Here is a 15,722-nt window from a genome sequence, read left to right as displayed (position 1 = left end):
ATTTGCAAAGACGCTAGTCAGAGCGAGCACGCGAGTCGTTACTCCGGTGTAAAGACCGTGTGACATGCCCTCACGCAGCTGAGAGATCCGGACTGGGCCGTCGTTTGTCATGGCCTCGTAACACCGGAGACACGGCGGTCGCGATCGGGCTGCCTAGCCTGACCGAGGTCCTGGGACTGTCCCCGGAACAGCTCAGAACGGCAGGTCCACCATGACGACGAACGATGTGGGACTCGTCGCCTTCCGCGCCGACCGTGCATTCATCGAGGGCGAGTTCCGCCCGGCGACACTTCTGGTCGAGCGCGGGATGATCGCTGAGCTGGACAGCCCCCTCCCGGCAGGAGTCCGATCATCCAGGTCCCCGCCGCTGCGGTGTTGCTCCCTGGGCTGGTGGACACCCATGTGCACGTCAACGAGCCGGGACGGACCACCTGGGAGGGCTTTGCCACCGCGACGGCCGCGGCTGCCGCAGGGGGCACGACGACGGTGGTGGACATGCCGCTGAACAGCATCCCGCCGACCATCTCACCCGCCGCACTTGCCAGAAAGCGCGCCGCCACGTCCGGCAAGCTCGCCGTCGATGTCGGCTTCTGGGACGGCGCTACACAGACTTCCTGGCCACGCGGCCAGCAGCCAGCGAGGCCCGGGCAATTGCTCGGGTGATCGCCGGCGTCGAAGCGACCGGCGCTCGCGCGCACGTCGTTCACCTTGCCGATGCCGGCTCGCTCGAGTTGGTCCGGGCAGCACGGTCAGCTGGTCTGCCGGTGACCGCAGAGACCTGCCCGCACTATCTGACTCTGGCTGCTGACGAGGTCCCCGACGGCGCACCGGAGTTCAAGTGCTGCCCACCGATCCGCGACCGGGCGAATCAGGACGGCCTCTGGGCCGGCGTTCTGGACGGGACCATCGACGCCATCGTGAGCGACCACTCCCCCTCGACGGTGGAGCAGAAGCATCGTGCTGACGGGGACTTCGGACTCTCCTGGGGCGGCATCGCGGGCTTGCAGACCGCTTTGGCCGCCACCTGGACGGAGGCCCAAGCTCGCGGCATCGGTCTGGAGCAGCTTCTGCCGCTGTTTACCACCGGCCCGGCCAGGGTCGCCGGACTGGATCGGCTGGGTCGGATCACTGCAGGAGCTCCGGCCCACCTGGTGGTCTTCCATCCGGGCGAGTCATGGACGGTCGACGCCGCCCGGCTACAGCATCGCAACCCGATCTCACCCTGGCACGGTCGACGTCTGATCGGGGTGGTCGAGACGACCTACTTGCGCGGCGAGCCGGTGTGGTCGGCTACGGCGGGTCTGCTGAGCAGGCAGGGCCGACTGCTCAGCGCTCGCTCCCGATAGTGCTTGCCGGTGAGCTCTAGTCATCTGCGGCCATCGAACGGACCCGGTCGATCACCTCGCGGATCTCGAGCAGATGGCTGGCCATGGCCGCCTGGGCAGCGTCGGCGTCGCCCGACTCCAGCGCAGCCAGGATCCGACTGTGCCCGTCGTGGGAGATCCGCCGCCCTTCGCCCTCGAGGTGCGAATAGACCCGCGCCTCGACCGTCCAGGATGCCGTCAGCTCACCCAGCGAGGTCAACAATGGATTCCGCGAGGCCCGCGCCACCGCCCCATGAAAGGCCACATCGAGCCGTACCGATTCGTCGGCCGGGACCTCCTCGGCCGACCTGGCCAGCAGCGCTCGCAGTTCCTCCAGTTCGCCCTCGGTGATGCGAAGGGCAGCCAGCCGCGCGATCTGGGGCTCCACTGCCTCGCGGAACTCGGCAGCGTGTTCGAAGTCGTCGTCGGCGTGCTCCAATCGGGTCGCCAGCGAGGCGCTCAACGGGACCTCACGGGTGACCCTGGTGCCGCTGCCGTGCCGCCGTACCACCAGACCCGCCGTCTCCAGCCGACCGAGCGCCTCCCGCAAGGCAGCCCGGGAGACCCCGAGATCGTTGGCCAGCGTCCGCTCTGCCGGCAGCCGATCGCCACCACCGAAGTCGCCGGTCACGATCAGCCGCTCGATGTGGTGGACGATGTCGTCGGCGACCGAGGCACTGGACCGGGGAAGCGTTCTGACGTGGCTGTCCAGAGCTGCCATGGGGGCTTTGTCCACCTTCCGATGCACCGATGAGGAGAGCGAACGGAGTCGCTCCCCTCATCTTGTCACCTGGCACCATGGTCCTCAGGCCTTGAGCAGTTCCTCCTCGGGCGCGATCTCGTGGGTCGCCGCGTCCTCCTCGAGCGGCGGCACGTCCGCACCGCTCAGCACCAGTGCGGCCCGCTCCTTGTCGAGCTTGCCTTCCCAGGCTGCCACCACGAAGGTGGCGACACAGTTGCCGAGCAGGTTCACCGACACCCGCATCGAGTCCATGATCCGATCGGCACCGAGCAGCAGCGCGACCGCCGCGACCGGGATGGCGCCGTGACCGATGGCGGCTATGGTCGCCGACAGCGCGAGGAACGACGAGCCGGGCACCCCGGCCATGCCCTTCGAGGTCAGCATCAGCACCAGGCAGGCGACGATCTGCTCGCCGAGACTCAGGTCGACCCCGAGGGCCTGGGAGAGGAACAGCACGCAGATCGACAGGTAGAGGGTGGCACCGTCGAGGTTGAAGGAGTAGCCGGTCGGCACCACCAGACCGGTGACCGCCCGGTTGCAGCCGGCATGGGAGAGCTTGGCCATGATCCGGGGCAGGACCACCTCGGTCGACGCGGTGCCGAGTGCCAGGAACAGCTCGTCCTTGATGTAGACCAGCATCTTCCACAGGTTGATCCCGGTGAACCACTTCAGGATCAGCCCGAGAATGACGATGAAGAGCACCGCCGCGAGGTAGCACGCCGCGATCAGCTTGCCGTAGCTCGCGAGTGAACCGATGCCGTACTGGCCGATGATGTAGGCCATCGCACCGAATGCACCCAACGGTGCCAGCTTCATCACCCAGCCGATGATGGTGAAGAACACGTGGCTGGACTGGTCGACGACCTTGTAGAGGGTTTGCGAGTGGGCCGAGAGCTTGGCCAGCGCCAGCCCGAAGAGCACCGCGAAGAAGAGCACCTGGAGCAGCACATTGTCGACGAAGGCCGACAGCACCGAGTGCGGGATGATGCTCAGCAAGAACTCGACCGTGTGTGGCAGTTCGCCGTTCGACGTCTTCTCGGCGAGAGCCTGCTCGCCACCAGCCAGCGTGGCCGGGTCGACGTTGAAACCGGCGCCGGGCCGCACGATGTTGCCCACGAGGAGGCCGAACACCAGCGCAAAGGTGGTGACGAGCTCGAAGTAGATCAAGGCTTTCACCCCGATCCTGCCGACCGCCTTCAAGTCCCCGACGTGGGCGATGCCGATCACCACGGTGCAGAAGATGATCGGCGCGATCAGCATCTTGATCAGCTTGATGAAGCCGTCGGCCAAGGGCTTCAACGCCGACCCGACATCCGGCCACAGCCAGCCGATCATGATGCCGGCGATGATCGCCACGATCAGCTGGAAGAACAGCGACTTCCAGATCGGCTGCTTGACCCGCAGCTTCTGGTTCGAATCGATCTCGTAGAGGCCCTCGCTCGTCTTCGCGGATGCCATGGGGGTACTCCTTACGTGGGGATGCCAGGTGTCGTCCTCACTCCATCTCCCGCGCATTACGACGGCCGACGCCGTGCGTAACTATCGGATTACGGTCTGACCACTTCGGTCGGACCACTTTCTAGCTGGCATGTCGCCGGGTATGACCGATGGCCGTGGTGCTCAACACGATGGCGCCGGCAACCAGTAAGCCGAACGCGATGTCGATGTGCAGCAGCAACGCACCTACCGCGGCGCCGACCAGCATCAACAGCACGGCGAGCAGCCGTCGACCCCAGTTCTCGCTCGACCCACCGGCGAACCAGGCGTCGGCCGCGAGTCCCGTGATCGTCGAGGTGATCACGACCGTGGTGACGTCCTTGACTCCCAGCTTTCGGGCACAGGCGGCCTGCACCCCCATCGCCAGGCCGAGGGTGCCGGTGACCACATCACCCCAGGGAGTGCCTGGTACGGGATGCCAGGCGAGGCAGGCCACCCCGACGAGCAGCACGGTCCCGCCGGTGAGGGTGAAGGAGGTCGTGGTCAGCCCGCTCCATCCCGGGCGGGCGGCGCGCAGCAGCCGCCCGGCGAGGCCTGCGCCAGCCACGAAGGTCAGCAGCGCGATCAGCGGGCCGATCACCGGCAGACTCGCGGTCCCGGTGAGCGCCATGCCGAGGATCACGATGTTGCCGGTCATGTTGGCGGTGAACACCCGGTCGAGACCGAGATAGCCGACGGCGTCGATCATGCCGGTGGAGAAGGTGAGGACCAGCATCAGGATGAGCGGATGCGACGGTCGATTCGTGGTGGTATCGGTCACGAGTGAAGCCTCTCGGGAGTGCAGGAGCGATTCAGTGCGACACGTTCGTCGTCGCACTGAAATCGCGACGAACGAGCGAGATTCGCGAAACTCGATGACCGCGGAGCGCGCGGCGCGACCATCGAGCACAGTTCATGCGGACAATCTTGGTGGTCCGACCACTTCCCGTGCACAATCGTCCGCAGTGCGTTCACGCCGACCGAGAGGACCCCGATGGCGATGTACTGCCCCGGCTTCCCGATCCTGCAGCCTGGGATCGGTGCGATCCAGGGCGACGTCTACCTGCCTGCCGAGGTCCAGCACGTGCTCTGGGGCCGGCTGCCGTGCGCGGCCGATGCCCCGGTGCTGACGGTGGCGCCAGGCGCCACGGTGACCATCGACACCATCAGTCATGAGGGCGTGCTGGAAGATCAGGGCAAGGACCCGCTGGGCTACTTCGGCGGGCATGGCGTCCCGGCGGAGGCGGTGCTGAGCGATGCGATCGCGGTCGCCCGCGATCTCGCCCGTGACGTGAAGCGGGACGGTCCGCATGTGGTGACCGGACCGATCCTGGTCGAGGGAGCCGAGGTCGGTGACCTGCTGGCGCTGACCGTGCTGGAGACCACACCGCGGGTGCCGTACGGCGTGATCTCCAACCGGCATGGCCGTGGTGCCCTGCCCGGGGAGCTGCCGCGTACCCCGGAGACGGTCAGCGTCTTCGCTTCGATCTACGAACGCGACGGTCACCTGGTGGGCCGGCTGCCGCTGGTGGCGGACGGTGAGCCGGTCGTCGAGTTCCCGCTGTACCCGTTCCTGGGGATCATGGGCGTCGCTGCCGCCGGCGACGACCGGCCGCACTCGGTGCCGCCGGGTCCGCACGGCGGCAATATCGACATCAACCTGCTCGGGCCTGGTTCGACCCTGTATCTGCCCGTGCAGGTGCCCGGCGCGTTGGCGTACGTGGGCGACCCACACTTCGCCCAAGGGGACGGCGAGGTGGCGCTGACCGCACTGGAGGCGTCGCTGCGGGTGACCCTGCGCTTCGACCTGGTGAAACGGGCCGACGCGCTGGCCGAGTTCGGCGAGGTCCTCGGACCCCTGGGCCGAGCCGACGGGTATCTGGTGCCGACCGGGATGGACCCCGACCTGGACGAAGCGGTACGCGCCTGCGTCCGACAGGCGTTGTCGCTGATCCAGGCTCGCTGGGGCATGGCTGAGCACCTTGCCTACGCCTATCTCAGCGCCGCCACCGATTTCCGCATCTCCCAGGTGGTCGACCTGGTCACCGGGGTCCACGCCCGGATCCGCGAGGCCGATTTCGAGAGGATCGAACGATGACCGATGCACCTGCGACGGTGCCGTCGCCCGAACTGCTCGCCGCCTTCGAGGCCTACGAGCGGGCGATCCTGGCCAATGACCTCGAAGCCTTGGACGCCGCCTTCGCCCGCCGCGCGACGACCATGCGCGCCGACGCCGCCGGGCTGCTGGTCGGCCACGAGGCGATCAGCGACTTCCGCGGACTCCGCGGCGGTGTACCGCCGCGCGAGATCGTCCGGCTCGAGACCCGCGTCCTCGGGCCGGACGTCGTCTTGCTGGTGTCGGTGTCCCGCTACCGCGACGGCGGTCAGGGCGTACAGACCCAGATCTGGGAGCAGGTCGACGGCCAGTGGCTGATCACGGCCGCGCACGTCACCGGACGCGCCCAGGCCTTCGACCGCTCGGTCTGGCGGACGGTCGGCGATCCCCTGTCTCAGGGAGCCTGGGAGGGCCCGCTGGCTGGCCTGACCGTGGCGGTCAAGGACCTGTTCGCCATCCGCGGCTACCGGATCGGCGCCGGCAATCCGACCTGGCTACGGGAACGCCGGCGCGAACAGGCCACTGCACCCGCGGTCAGCGATCTGCTGCGCGGCGGCGCCTCGCTGCGCGGAATCGCCCGCACCGACGAGTTCGCGTACAGCATTGCCGGCGCCAACGTCCACTACGGAACCCCACCGAACGGCGCACTGCCGGGCGCCCTGCCGGGGGGTTCGTCCAATGGACCGGCGGCTGCGGTCGCCCTGGGGCAGGCTGATGTCGGGCTGGCCAGCGACACCGCCGGGTCCATCCGCGTGCCTGCCTCCTACCAAGGACTCTGGGGTCTGCGTACCACCCACGGGATCGTGCCACGGCAGGGCATGCTGCCGCTGTCCCAGACCTTCGACACCGTCGGCTGGTTGGCCCGGGATGCGGAGACCCTGGATCGGGTGGCGACCTGGGTGCTGATCACCGACAGCTCCGCCGACGACCCGGAGGCCGATCTCACTCCGGACGCGCAGCTGCCGCGGCGGATCGCGGTGCCCGCCGAGGCACTGGCCTGCACCGAGGCAGACACCCGTGATGCCTTTCAGGCCTGGCTGGACCGGGCCGCGGCGACCGATCAGGTGGACGGTGTCGACATCGTCGAGGTCGGCGATCTCTCGGCCTATCTGGAGGTGTTCCGCACCGTCCAGTCCGCGGAGGCCTGGCGCAACAACGGCGCCTGGGTGGAGGCGCATCCCGGGGCTCTGGGACCGGATATCGCCGCCCGCTTGGAGATGGCCTCGCGGGTCACCACCGAACAGGAACGTGCGGCCCAGAACGAGCTGAGCCGGATGCGTCAGCGGATCCGCGCGTTGACCGACGAGGCGATCCTGGTGCTGCCCACCGCACCTGGCCCGGCTCCAGCCCGGACGGCTGACGGCCCGACCATCGAGACGGTCCGAGCAGCGACACTGAGGATGACCAGCCTCGCCGGCATCGGCGGCCTGCCGGCCTTGTCGGCCCCGCTCCTCACCGTGCCGTCGTTGCTCGGCCCCGCGCCGGTCGGTGTCTGTTTCGTCGGCCCGGCCGAACGAGACCTCGACCTGCTGCGCTGGGTTCGAGCGATCGAGGCCGCGACTCAGGACGCGAGCGGGAACTAGAGCGTCAGTTGGTCGTCGGTGAGGTGCGGCGTCCAGTCGATCCGGTGGGCGATGGTGATGCCGCCGACAGACTCGTCGGCGACCAGCGTCATGGCCGTGTTGTGCTTGACGATCCAACCGCTCATGGTGTCGATGCCGAGCAAGGCTCGGAACAGGTACTGGAAGAAGGCGCCGTGCATCACCAGCGCCACCACGTCATCGTCGTCGTGCCGAGCCCGCAGATCGGCGACCACCCGGCGCGCCCGGTCCATGATCAGCGCATCGCCGTCCTCGTACGGGCCGGGGAACCAGCCGTCGGCACGCGCGCTGTCCGGCAGGATCAGTCGCCGCGACAGCAACTGCAGGTCGGCGGCCGTCGCTCCCCGATGCGGGATCCTTACGCCGGCGACCTCCTCCACGTACAGACCGCCGGTCTCGTACGCCTCCGGATGCCCGATCAGCGGTAGATCGAGTGCGTCGGCCAGTGGTGCTGCGGTCTGCACCGCACGGGTCATCAGACTGGAGTGCAGCTGTGTGATCCGCCATGGCAGCACTCCGTCGGCCAGAACATCACCGAGCAACTGGGCCTGCTGGTGCCCCAACGGCGAGAGCACGGGGTCGTGGTGACGGCCGATCGAGTCGCCGGTCTCGGCCCACAGCAGGTTGTTGATCGACTGTCCGTGCCGGATGAGAACGAAGCGCATCAGGCCATCCTGCCGTGGCGGAGTGTCGGTGAGTTGTCGCGTCCGTTCGCGAAGGTGGCACGCGTTCACCGGCTACGTCGTCGCTCTTCGCGAAGGGGGAAAGCGTGCCTTCGCTCATCGTTCCTCCGCACGCCGGGCGCGCCGTCTTCCCGCTCGCGTCTGATGTAACAGGACTGAAACGAGTGTTTCGTATCATTCAGTCTGAAACATTCGATTCTTGCCGAAGGTGGCCTCGTGTCCAGTCTGCCGATCAACCCTCCTCCGCGGCTCCTGATGGGGCCCGGGCCGATCAACGCGGACCCGCGGGTGTTGCGTGCGATGTCGGCGCAGCTCATCGGCCAGTACGACCCGGCGATGACCGACTACATGACCGAGACCCAGGCTCTGTACCGCCAGGTCTGGGCCACCACGAACGAGGCGACACTGCTGGTGGACGGCACCTCGCGGGCCGGCATCGAGGCGGCGATCGTGTCGCTGGTCAAGCCCGGCGACCGCGTGCTGGTGCCGGTTTTCGGCCGGTTCGGCCATCTGCTCGTCGAGATCGCCGAGCGGGCCGGCGCCGACGTACACACGATCGAGACCGAGTGGGGCCAGGTGTTCCCGGTCTCGGTCATCGCCAACGCAATCGCCAGGGTGAAGCCACGGCTGCTCGCGGTCGTCTACGGCGACACCGCGACCACCATGAACCAGCCGCTGGACGAGTTGGGCGAGATCTGCGCGCGGCACGGAGCTCTCTTCTACACCGACGCGACCGCCTCGCTCGGCGGCAACGACTTCGCGATGGACGCCTGGGGCCTGGACGCAGCCACCGCCGGCCTGCAGAAGTGCCTGTCCGGACCCTCCGGCTCGGCACCGATCAGCCTGTCCGAGCGGGCCGTGGCGGTGATCCGCGGACGGACGAAGGTCGAAGCAGGCATCGCCCTGGAGACCGACGAGGCTTCGCCGGACGTCATCCGGTCGAACTACTTCGATCTGGGGCAGATCCTCGACTATTGGGGTCCGCGGCGGTTGAACCATCACACCGAGGCGACCAGCATGCTCTACGGCGCCCGCGAATGCGCCAGGATCATCCTGGCCGAAGGCCGACAGGCAGTGATCGATCGGCACGCCCTGGCCGGCCTGGCGATGCTGGCCGGCGTCCAGGGCCTCGGCTTGCAGGTGTTCGGCGACGTGACCCACAAGATGAACAACGTGGTCGCGGTCGAGATCCCCGCGGGCATCGATGGCGACCGGGCCCGAGCCGCGCTGCTCGCCGATTTCGGCGTCGAGATCGGCACCTCGTTCGGCCCATTGGCCGGCCGAGTCTGGCGGATCGGCACGATGGGCTACAACGCCCGCAAGGATGCGGTGCTGACGACGCTGGCGGCGTTGGAGAATGTGCTGCGTCGAGGCGGTGTCCGGGCCGGCACCAGCGGTGCCGGGGTGGACGCGGCGCTCGAGGTGTATGAGGGCTGAGGATGACGATCCCGCTCCTCGAGCTCACCGCCGACGGTCTGGCCAATTCGGCCCGCCGGATCATGGCGCGCTGCAACGAGCTCGCCCGGATCTCCTCGCTCCGCGGCGGAGTGGAACGGGTGTATCTCTCGCCCGAGCACGCTCGGGCCAACCGGCTGGCCGCGGAGTGGATGCGTGATGTCGGTCTGACCACCCACCAGGATGCGGCAGGCAATCAGGTGGGGCGGATCTCCGGACGTGATCCGGAGGCGCCAGCGCTGATGCTCGGCTCGCACCTCGACACGGTCCCGGACGCCGGCCGGTTCGACGGGATCCTCGGAGTGCTGATGGCCATCGAGGTGGTCCGGCTGCTGCGGTCGCGGATCCCGACGTTCCCGTTCTGCCTGGAGGTGGTCGCCTTCTCCGACGAGGAGGGCACCCGATTCGGCAAGGCGCTGCTGGGCAGTGCCGCGGTCGCCGGCTCCTGGGACCCGGCCTGGTGGGAGCTCACCGACGCGTACGGGATCACCGTGCGCCAGGCGTTCTTGGAGTTCGGCCTCGACCCCAGCCGAGTCGGCGAGGCGGCCCGGCGGCCCGACGAGCTGGTCGGCTATCTGGAGGCTCATATCGAGCAGGGCCCGCAGTTGGACCGGGCCGGCCAGCCCCTGGCGGTGGTCTCCTCGATCGCCAGTGCCCGAAGATTCCAGATCACCATCCGCGGCGAGGCCCGGCACGCCGGCGGCACGCCCTACGACATGCGGCACGACGCGCTGCTCGGAGCCAGTGAGATCGCCATCGCGGTGGAACGGCTGTGCCTTGCCGAGCATCATCTGATCGGCACTGTCGGCCAGTTGAACGCGTACCCGGGCGCGGTCAATGTCGTCCCGGGTGAGGCGCGACTCAGCCTCGATCTGCGCGGCGAGCTCGAGGGCACTCGGGACCGGGTCTGGGCCGCGCTCACCCGGGAGCTGGACCAGATCGCGGGGCGGCGCGGCCTGCGATGGGAGGCCCGGGAGGTGCACACCGCCAGTGCCATGGTTTGTGAACCGCTGCTGATGGACGTGATGCGTGCCGGGATCGAGGGCAGCGGACAGACCGATCCGATCAGTCTGTTCAGCCCGGCCGGGCACGACGGGATGGCCATCGGTCGGATCGCCGACATCGGCATGCTCTTCCTGCGCAACCCGGACGGGATCAGTCACCACCCCGACGAGTACGTCAGCACCGAGGACATCGCCGTGGGACTGCGTGCCTTCGCCGAGGCGATCGTCCACCTCGCCCGGGAACACGCCCGCTAGCCTCCGCTAGCCTGTGGCGGGAGGCAGGATGAGCGACCTACAGACCCGGATCGACCAGGCCGTCGACCGACTGAGCCCGGCGGAGCGTGTGGTCGCCGAGCATCTGAGACAGCGTCCGGACGATGTCGTGCTGTTCAGCTCGACCGAGCTCGCCCGGCGTACCGGAGTCTCGAAGGCGACCGTCAGCCGACTGTTGCGCAGCCTCGGTTGGAATGGTGCTCAGCACGCCCGGACCGAGGTGCTGGCCGAGCGGGCCCGGGGAGTGCCGGTCGGCTACCCGGCGCCCCTCGCGGCGCCGGACAACCTGCGCGCGGCCGCCGATGCACTGACGGAAGTGGGGCAGGCCCGGATCGTCGCAGCGATCGTGGCCGCGCGGCGGATCGTGGTGGTGGGTTTCCGCAACAGCTTCCCGGTTGCCTTGCATCTCCGCCAGCAGCTGGCGCAGGCTCGGCCGGGGGTGGCGTTGGCACCGCTGCCCGGGCAGACGCTGGCCGAGGAGCTTGTCGATCTCGAGGCCACGGATCTGGTGATCGCGATCGGCTTCCGGCGCCGACCGGCCTTCTTCGGCACGCTGATGGACCAGCTGCGAGCGGCGCCGGTCAAGGTGCTGGCCATCGTCGATCCCTCAGGCGCGGAACACCTGGTCGGACACGCTTTCGGGCTGAGCTGCCCGATCGCTGGGACGGGCGCCTTCGACTCCTACGAGGGTGCGATGGCCCTGGTTGCCCAGGTCGCGTCAGCGGTGCAGGACGCCTTGGGCGAGCGAGGCCGTGCTCGCGCCGTGGCGATCGCCGAGCTGTACCGCGAACTGGGCGAGGTCGAGGACGGCTGACCGGCCGAACGCGTGACATGCCCGTGCCTCAACCGCCGATCCCCGGCGTGTCGCGGCCATATCAGGGATTGAGGACCGCGTTTGTCACCGCTGGAGCATCTCTACAGCTGCGGCGATCCGGCGCGCCCTGGTCTCGGGACGTTTGGCGTCGGTGATCGCTCGCACATGTTCCTTGCGATGGGTGTAGGGCAGCTTGTCGAAGGCCGCGCGCAGCTGTGGATCGGCGTCGAGAGCCGCCGCCAGATCCTCAGGCACCTCGACTGTTCGCTCGGCTGTGTCCAGCGCGATCGAAGCCGTCACCTCGTCCCCGATCGCCACACCGAGGTCGGCTCGGGCCGCCTTCGACAGCCCGATCAGGTTCTTGCCGCCCATCACGGCCAGTCGCAACCGGCCGGTCCGGTCACCGATGGTGACCAGGACCGCGGCCCGTTTGCCGCCGCCGAGCTCGACCACCTGCTCATCAGTCAGCTCGATCGCGGTGGCGGGGCCCATGGGCTCCAGGACGGTGTGGATCTGCAGCGCCATCGGGTGATGGTGCCTCGGCGTCACCCCGGCCCGCAAGCCCACCCGCCGCATCGAGAAGGAGTTTTGGCACCCAATCCGGCGGGAAACCGGTGCCAAATCTCCTTCTCGGCACACCAAACTTGACGCATGCCCGGCCGGCGAGCTCAGGCCGTGAGCGGGATCGGACGTCTCCCAGACATCAAAGCCGGCCTGGGCGCCTCCGACGCCGCTTGGTGAGCGCCAACTCGCTGGGGACCCTGGGCGCGCTGAGCGGGTTTGTCTCGGGGAGATCCCGGCGTACGTGCTGCTGCCCGCGATCGTCGGATCGCTGTCGTCGCATCACGGCGTCGGTCCCACCATCGGAATCACGATCACGTCTGCCGTGCTCGGCTGCGCTGTCTTGGGGCGCGCCATCCAGCCCAGCCGCTGGCTACCTCGCTGACCTCGCGAACACTCCGATCGACCGAGGTCATGGGCTGTCTCGGCGCGGGCTGAGCGTGTCGCAAGGTGGCACGGGGCAGAATCCTCTTCGTGGCCCGCCGTAACCAGCCCCCGGTCGAGGATGACTTCACCGAGCACATCGTCGACATCGACGTGTCCTCAGAGATGCAGACCAGCTATCTCGAGTACGCGTACTCCGTGATCTACTCCCGTGCGCTGCCGGATGCCCGCGACGGGTTGAAACCGGTGCAGCGCCGGATCCTCTACTCGATGCAGGAGATGGGTGTCCGACCAGACCGAGGGCACGTCAAATGCGCCCGGGTGGTCGGCGAGGTGATGGGCAAGTACCACCCGCACGGCGACGGCGCGATCTACGACGCGCTGGTCCGCACCGCGCAGCCGTGGACCATGCGGCTCACCCTGGTCGACGGGCACGGCAACTTCGGCTCTCCCGACGCCGGGCCGGCGGCGATGCGCTACACCGAGTGCCGGATGGCCCCGGCGGCCCTCGCGATGACCGACGGGCTGGACTCCGACACCGTCGACTTCAAGCCCAACTATGACGGCAAGGACACCGAGCCGACGGTGCTGCCGGCCGCGTTTCCCAATCTGCTGGTCAACGGCGCATCCGGGATCGCGGTCGGCATGGCGACCAACTGCGCGCCACACAACCTGATCGAGGTCGTCCAGGCACTACGGCACCTGATCAAGCACCCGGACGCCGACGTCGATGCCCTGATGCGCTTCATCCCGGGGCCGGATCTGCCCGGTGGTGGCAAGATCATCGGCCTGGACGGGATCCGCGACGCGTACACGACCGGCAAGGGGTCGTTCCGGGTCCGGGCGACCACCCGGATCGAGCAGGTGCACCCGCGTCGCAAGGGCATCGTGGTCACCGAGCTACCGCACATGGTCGGACCGGAGAAGGTGATCGAGCAGATCAAGAACCTGGTCACCTCACGCAAGCTGCAGGGCATCGCCGACGTCAAGGACCTCACCGACCTGACCAACGGCACCCGGCTCGTGATCGAGATCAAGAATGGCTATCACCCCGAGGCGATCCTCGAGCAGCTCTACAAGGGCACCAAACTGGAGGACTCGTTCGCGATCAACGCGGTCGCGCTGGTCGACGGCCAGCCGCGTACGTTGACGCTGAAGGAACTGCTCACGGTCTATCTCGAGCATCGCTACGAGGTCACCAGGCGACGCACCGAGTTCGACCGGACCAAGGCCGCCGATCGGCTGCACCTGGTCGAGGGCCTGTTGATCGCGATCCTGGACATCGACGACGTGATCGCCATCATCCGCTCCAGCGACGACACGGCCCACGCCCGGACCAGGTTGATCGAGGCCTTCGAGCTGACCGAGACCCAGGCCAACTACATCCTCGAGATGCCGCTGCGCCGGCTGACCAAGTACTCCACGATCGAGCTGGAGTCCGAGCGCGACGAGCTGCAGGCCAAGATCGCCGAGCTGACCGAGATCCTGGAGAACCCCGAGCAGCTGCGTACGTTGGTCGGGAACGAGCTGGCGGCGATCGCCAAACAGCACGGCACCCCGCGCCGGACCATCCTGCTCGCCTCCAGCGGGGTCACGACGACCGCGGCCAGCACACCGCTGGAGATCGCCGACGACCCTTGCTGGGTACTGCTGTCCTCGGCCGGGTTGCTGGCGCGGACTGCGTCCGGCGACCCGCTGTCATCCGGTGGTGGCCGGGCCAACCACGATGTGATCGTCTCCGCCGTCCGCGGCACCGCCCGCGGAGAGCTGGGCGTGATCACCTCGGCCGGTCGGCTGATCAAGATCAGCGCACTCGACCTGCCGACCGTGCCGGCTACGGCGAACGCCCCCAATCTCCAAGGGGGTACGCACGTCTCGGAGCTAGTCACGCTGGAAAAGGGCGAGCAGGTGCTGTGCCTGACCACGCTGGCCGAGACTTCCCTCGGGCTGGCGCTGGGCACGGCGCGCGGGGTGGTCAAGCGGGTCAATCCCGAGGTGCTGGGACGCGACTCCTGGGACGTGATCCGGTTGGATCCGGGCGACTCCGTGGTCGGGGCCGTCGAGGTGCAGAGCGAGCAGGAGGAGCTGACCTTCATCAGCTCCGATGCCCAGCTGCTGCACTTCCCAGCGTCGGTGGTACGGGCTCAGGGACGCTCCGGCGGCGGGGTAGCCGGCATCAAGCTGACCGCTGGCGCGCAGGTGGTGTTCTTCGGCTCCGTGCCTGCCGAAGACGCTGTGGTGGTCTCGATCAGTGGCTCGTCAACCGCGCTGCCTGGCACCGATGCCGGCTCGGTCAAGGTGAGCCCGTACGACGAATATCCCGGCAAGGGTCGCGCCACCGGTGGGGTCCGCTGTCACCGCTTCCTGAAGGGCGAGGACACCTTGCTGCTCGCCTGGGCCGGGCCCGCCCCGGCCTGGGCCGCCGCAGCCAGCGGCGCTCCAGTCGAGTTGCCGGATGCGGACGGCCGGCGGGATGGCTCCGGGGTGCCCGCGGGGCAACCGATCGCCGCGGTTTCCTCGCCGAGCCGCTGAGTACGTGACCCACCTTGCGAACGTCGTTGATATCATCGGCTTTGGAGGCGATATCGAATGACCGACGTGCTCATTCGCAATGTGGATGACGAGGATCTGGAACGCATTGACGCGCTGGCCGCAGGCCAAGGGCTGTCCCGCAACGAATTGCTGCGCCGCGAAACCCACGAGATCGCGAGACGGCACGCGCTGAGTCAAGTGACCCTCGATGATCTGCAGCAGGTCGCCGAACTCGCCAAGGGCGTCCTCGACGAGGACCTCATGCGACGAGCCTGGGAGTAGTCCGGTGACGGCGACCAGGGCGTGGCTGATCGACAAGTCTGCGCTCGTCCGGCTGCCCGCCTCGCCCGATCAGGCCACCTGGCTGAACAGGATCCAGCGTGGTTTGGTGACGGTGACGCCACTGACTATGGCTGAGCTCGGCTTCTCCACGATGAGCGCCGACGACTGGACGCGGCTGCAGCACGGTCCACCGCTCGCGCTGATGCCGTTGATAGGCATCAGCCCTCGCGCCGAGTCCCGCGCGCTGGAGGTTCAAGGTCTCTTGGCCGGTCGAGGTCGTCACCGTGCGGTCGGTGTCGCAGACCTGTTCATTGCCGCCGTTGCAGAGGATTCAGGGCTGACCCTCCTACACGTCGACAAGGACTTCGATCTCATCTCCGAGGTCACCAACCAGCCCGTCGAGCGCCTGAGCGGAGACTTCTAGACCAACACCGG

At 68.1% G+C, this 15,722-nt stretch carries 15 protein-coding genes; 10 read left to right on the top strand and 5 right to left on the bottom strand.

Annotated features, from left to right (window positions below):
• The first annotated feature begins 390 nt into the window (after positions 1-390).
• Together MLP_RS28560 and MLP_RS28555 are read left to right on the top strand one after the other, a co-directional pair.
• Positions 391-663: an amidohydrolase family protein gene (locus MLP_RS28560; protein WP_197536542.1), complete on the top strand. Its 273-nt coding sequence runs from the start codon at positions 391-393 to the stop codon at positions 661-663.
• Positions 660-1,346: a dihydroorotase gene (locus MLP_RS28555; protein WP_013863096.1), complete on the top strand. Its 687-nt coding sequence runs from the start codon at positions 660-662 to the stop codon at positions 1,344-1,346. Before MLP_RS28560 ends, MLP_RS28555 begins: the two co-directional genes overlap by 4 nt.
• Before the next feature lie 16 nt (positions 1,347-1,362).
• Here the strand turns inward: MLP_RS28555 and MLP_RS10685 are convergent, their stop codons facing one another.
• From MLP_RS10685 to MLP_RS10675, 3 genes are all read right to left on the bottom strand, one after another.
• Positions 1,363-2,085, bottom strand: coding sequence for a FadR/GntR family transcriptional regulator (locus tag MLP_RS10685; protein ID WP_049804521.1), 723 nt, complete (start codon positions 2,083-2,085; stop codon positions 1,363-1,365).
• 84 nt (positions 2,086-2,169) lie between these two features.
• Entirely contained in the window at positions 2,170-3,564 is a 1,395-nt protein-coding gene (dctA, locus tag MLP_RS10680) for a C4-dicarboxylate transporter DctA (protein WP_013863094.1), read from the bottom strand.
• 121 nt (positions 3,565-3,685) lie between these two features.
• Entirely contained in the window at positions 3,686-4,363 is a 678-nt protein-coding gene (locus MLP_RS10675; RefSeq protein WP_013863093.1) for a YoaK family protein, read from the bottom strand.
• 213 nt (positions 4,364-4,576) lie between these two features.
• On the opposite strand from MLP_RS10675, the gene MLP_RS10670 reads away from it, so the two are divergent.
• Positions 4,577-5,680, top strand: coding sequence for an acetamidase/formamidase family protein (locus tag MLP_RS10670; protein ID WP_013863092.1), 1,104 nt, complete (start codon positions 4,577-4,579; stop codon positions 5,678-5,680).
• A complete protein-coding gene (locus MLP_RS10665) occupies positions 5,677-7,281 on the top strand; it encodes an AtzH-like domain-containing protein (RefSeq protein WP_013863091.1) in 1,605 nt (534 codons plus the stop codon). Before MLP_RS10670 ends, MLP_RS10665 begins: the two co-directional genes overlap by 4 nt.
• On the opposite strand, the gene MLP_RS10660 is transcribed toward MLP_RS10665, so the two are convergent.
• Positions 7,278-7,964 carry a histidine phosphatase family protein gene (locus MLP_RS10660; protein WP_013863090.1) on the bottom strand — a complete coding sequence of 229 codons (687 nt, stop codon included), beginning with the start codon at positions 7,962-7,964 and terminating at the stop codon, positions 7,278-7,280. The two genes, MLP_RS10665 and MLP_RS10660, sit on opposite strands and share 4 nt — an antisense overlap.
• A 234-nt stretch (positions 7,965-8,198) precedes the next feature.
• Between MLP_RS10660 and MLP_RS10655 the strand changes: the two genes are divergently transcribed.
• From MLP_RS10655 to MLP_RS10645, 3 genes are read left to right on the top strand one after another with little or no spacing between them, the layout of a single operon-like run.
• The gene (locus tag MLP_RS10655; protein ID WP_013863089.1) at positions 8,199-9,419 is read left to right on the top strand and encodes a pyridoxal-phosphate-dependent aminotransferase family protein; all 1,221 of its coding nucleotides are present in this window, start codon (positions 8,199-8,201) and stop codon (positions 9,417-9,419) included.
• Positions 9,420-9,421: 2 nt separating this feature from the next.
• Entirely contained in the window at positions 9,422-10,696 is a 1,275-nt protein-coding gene (locus MLP_RS10650) for an allantoate amidohydrolase (protein WP_013863088.1), read from the top strand.
• A gap of 28 nt (positions 10,697-10,724) precedes the next feature.
• Positions 10,725-11,528, top strand: a complete 804-nt coding sequence (locus MLP_RS10645; RefSeq protein ID WP_013863087.1) for a MurR/RpiR family transcriptional regulator — start codon at positions 10,725-10,727, stop codon at positions 11,526-11,528.
• A gap of 84 nt (positions 11,529-11,612) precedes the next feature.
• On the opposite strand, the gene MLP_RS10640 is transcribed toward MLP_RS10645, so the two are convergent.
• Positions 11,613-12,053: a YdeI/OmpD-associated family protein gene (locus MLP_RS10640; RefSeq protein ID WP_041789951.1), complete on the bottom strand. Its 441-nt coding sequence runs from the start codon at positions 12,051-12,053 to the stop codon at positions 11,613-11,615.
• A gap of 510 nt (positions 12,054-12,563) precedes the next feature.
• On the opposite strand from MLP_RS10640, the gene MLP_RS10635 reads away from it, so the two are divergent.
• The 3 genes from MLP_RS10635 to MLP_RS10625 are packed head-to-tail and all read left to right on the top strand — an operon-like array spanning position 12,564 to position 15,711.
• A complete protein-coding gene (locus MLP_RS10635; RefSeq protein WP_041791999.1) occupies positions 12,564-15,005 on the top strand; it encodes a DNA gyrase/topoisomerase IV subunit A in 2,442 nt (813 codons plus the stop codon).
• Positions 15,006-15,062: 57 nt separating this feature from the next.
• Positions 15,063-15,287, top strand: coding sequence for a type II toxin-antitoxin system VapB family antitoxin (gene vapB / locus MLP_RS10630; RefSeq protein ID WP_013863084.1), 225 nt, complete (start codon positions 15,063-15,065; stop codon positions 15,285-15,287).
• A gap of 4 nt (positions 15,288-15,291) precedes the next feature.
• Complete coding sequence (locus MLP_RS10625) at positions 15,292-15,711, top strand: PIN domain nuclease (protein WP_013863083.1); 420 nt, start codon at positions 15,292-15,294, stop codon at positions 15,709-15,711.
• Positions 15,712-15,722 lie beyond the last annotated feature (11 nt).

Origin of the sequence: Microlunatus phosphovorus NM-1 (assembly GCF_000270245.1) — a bacterium.
GTDB classification, from domain to species: Bacteria; Actinomycetota; Actinomycetes; order Propionibacteriales; family Propionibacteriaceae; genus Microlunatus; species Microlunatus phosphovorus.
Note: the sequence above shows the minus strand (reverse complement) of the source record. Positions and strands in the feature narration are given on the sequence as shown.

What these genes read in the sequence shown, in the direction of transcription:
- MLP_RS10670 (WP_013863092.1), top strand. Translation starts at nt 4,577, where the DNA reads ATGGCGATGTACTGCCCCGGCTTCCCGATCCTGCAGCCTGGGATCGGT.
- vapB (WP_013863084.1), top strand. Translation starts at nt 15,063, where the DNA reads ATGACCGACGTGCTCATTCGCAATGTGGATGACGAGGATCTGGAACGC.
- MLP_RS10640 (WP_041789951.1), bottom strand. Translation starts at nt 12,053, where the DNA reads ATGGCGCTGCAGATCCACACCGTCCTGGAGCCCATGGGCCCCGCCACC.
- MLP_RS10685 (WP_049804521.1), bottom strand. Translation starts at nt 2,085, where the DNA reads ATGGCAGCTCTGGACAGCCACGTCAGAACGCTTCCCCGGTCCAGTGCC.
- MLP_RS10645 (WP_013863087.1), top strand. Translation starts at nt 10,725, where the DNA reads ATGAGCGACCTACAGACCCGGATCGACCAGGCCGTCGACCGACTGAGC.
- MLP_RS10660 (WP_013863090.1), bottom strand. Translation starts at nt 7,964, where the DNA reads ATGCGCTTCGTTCTCATCCGGCACGGACAGTCGATCAACAACCTGCTG.
- MLP_RS10650 (WP_013863088.1), top strand. Translation starts at nt 9,422, where the DNA reads ATGACGATCCCGCTCCTCGAGCTCACCGCCGACGGTCTGGCCAATTCG.
- dctA (WP_013863094.1), bottom strand. Translation starts at nt 3,564, where the DNA reads ATGGCATCCGCGAAGACGAGCGAGGGCCTCTACGAGATCGATTCGAAC.
- MLP_RS10665 (WP_013863091.1), top strand. Translation starts at nt 5,677, where the DNA reads ATGACCGATGCACCTGCGACGGTGCCGTCGCCCGAACTGCTCGCCGCC.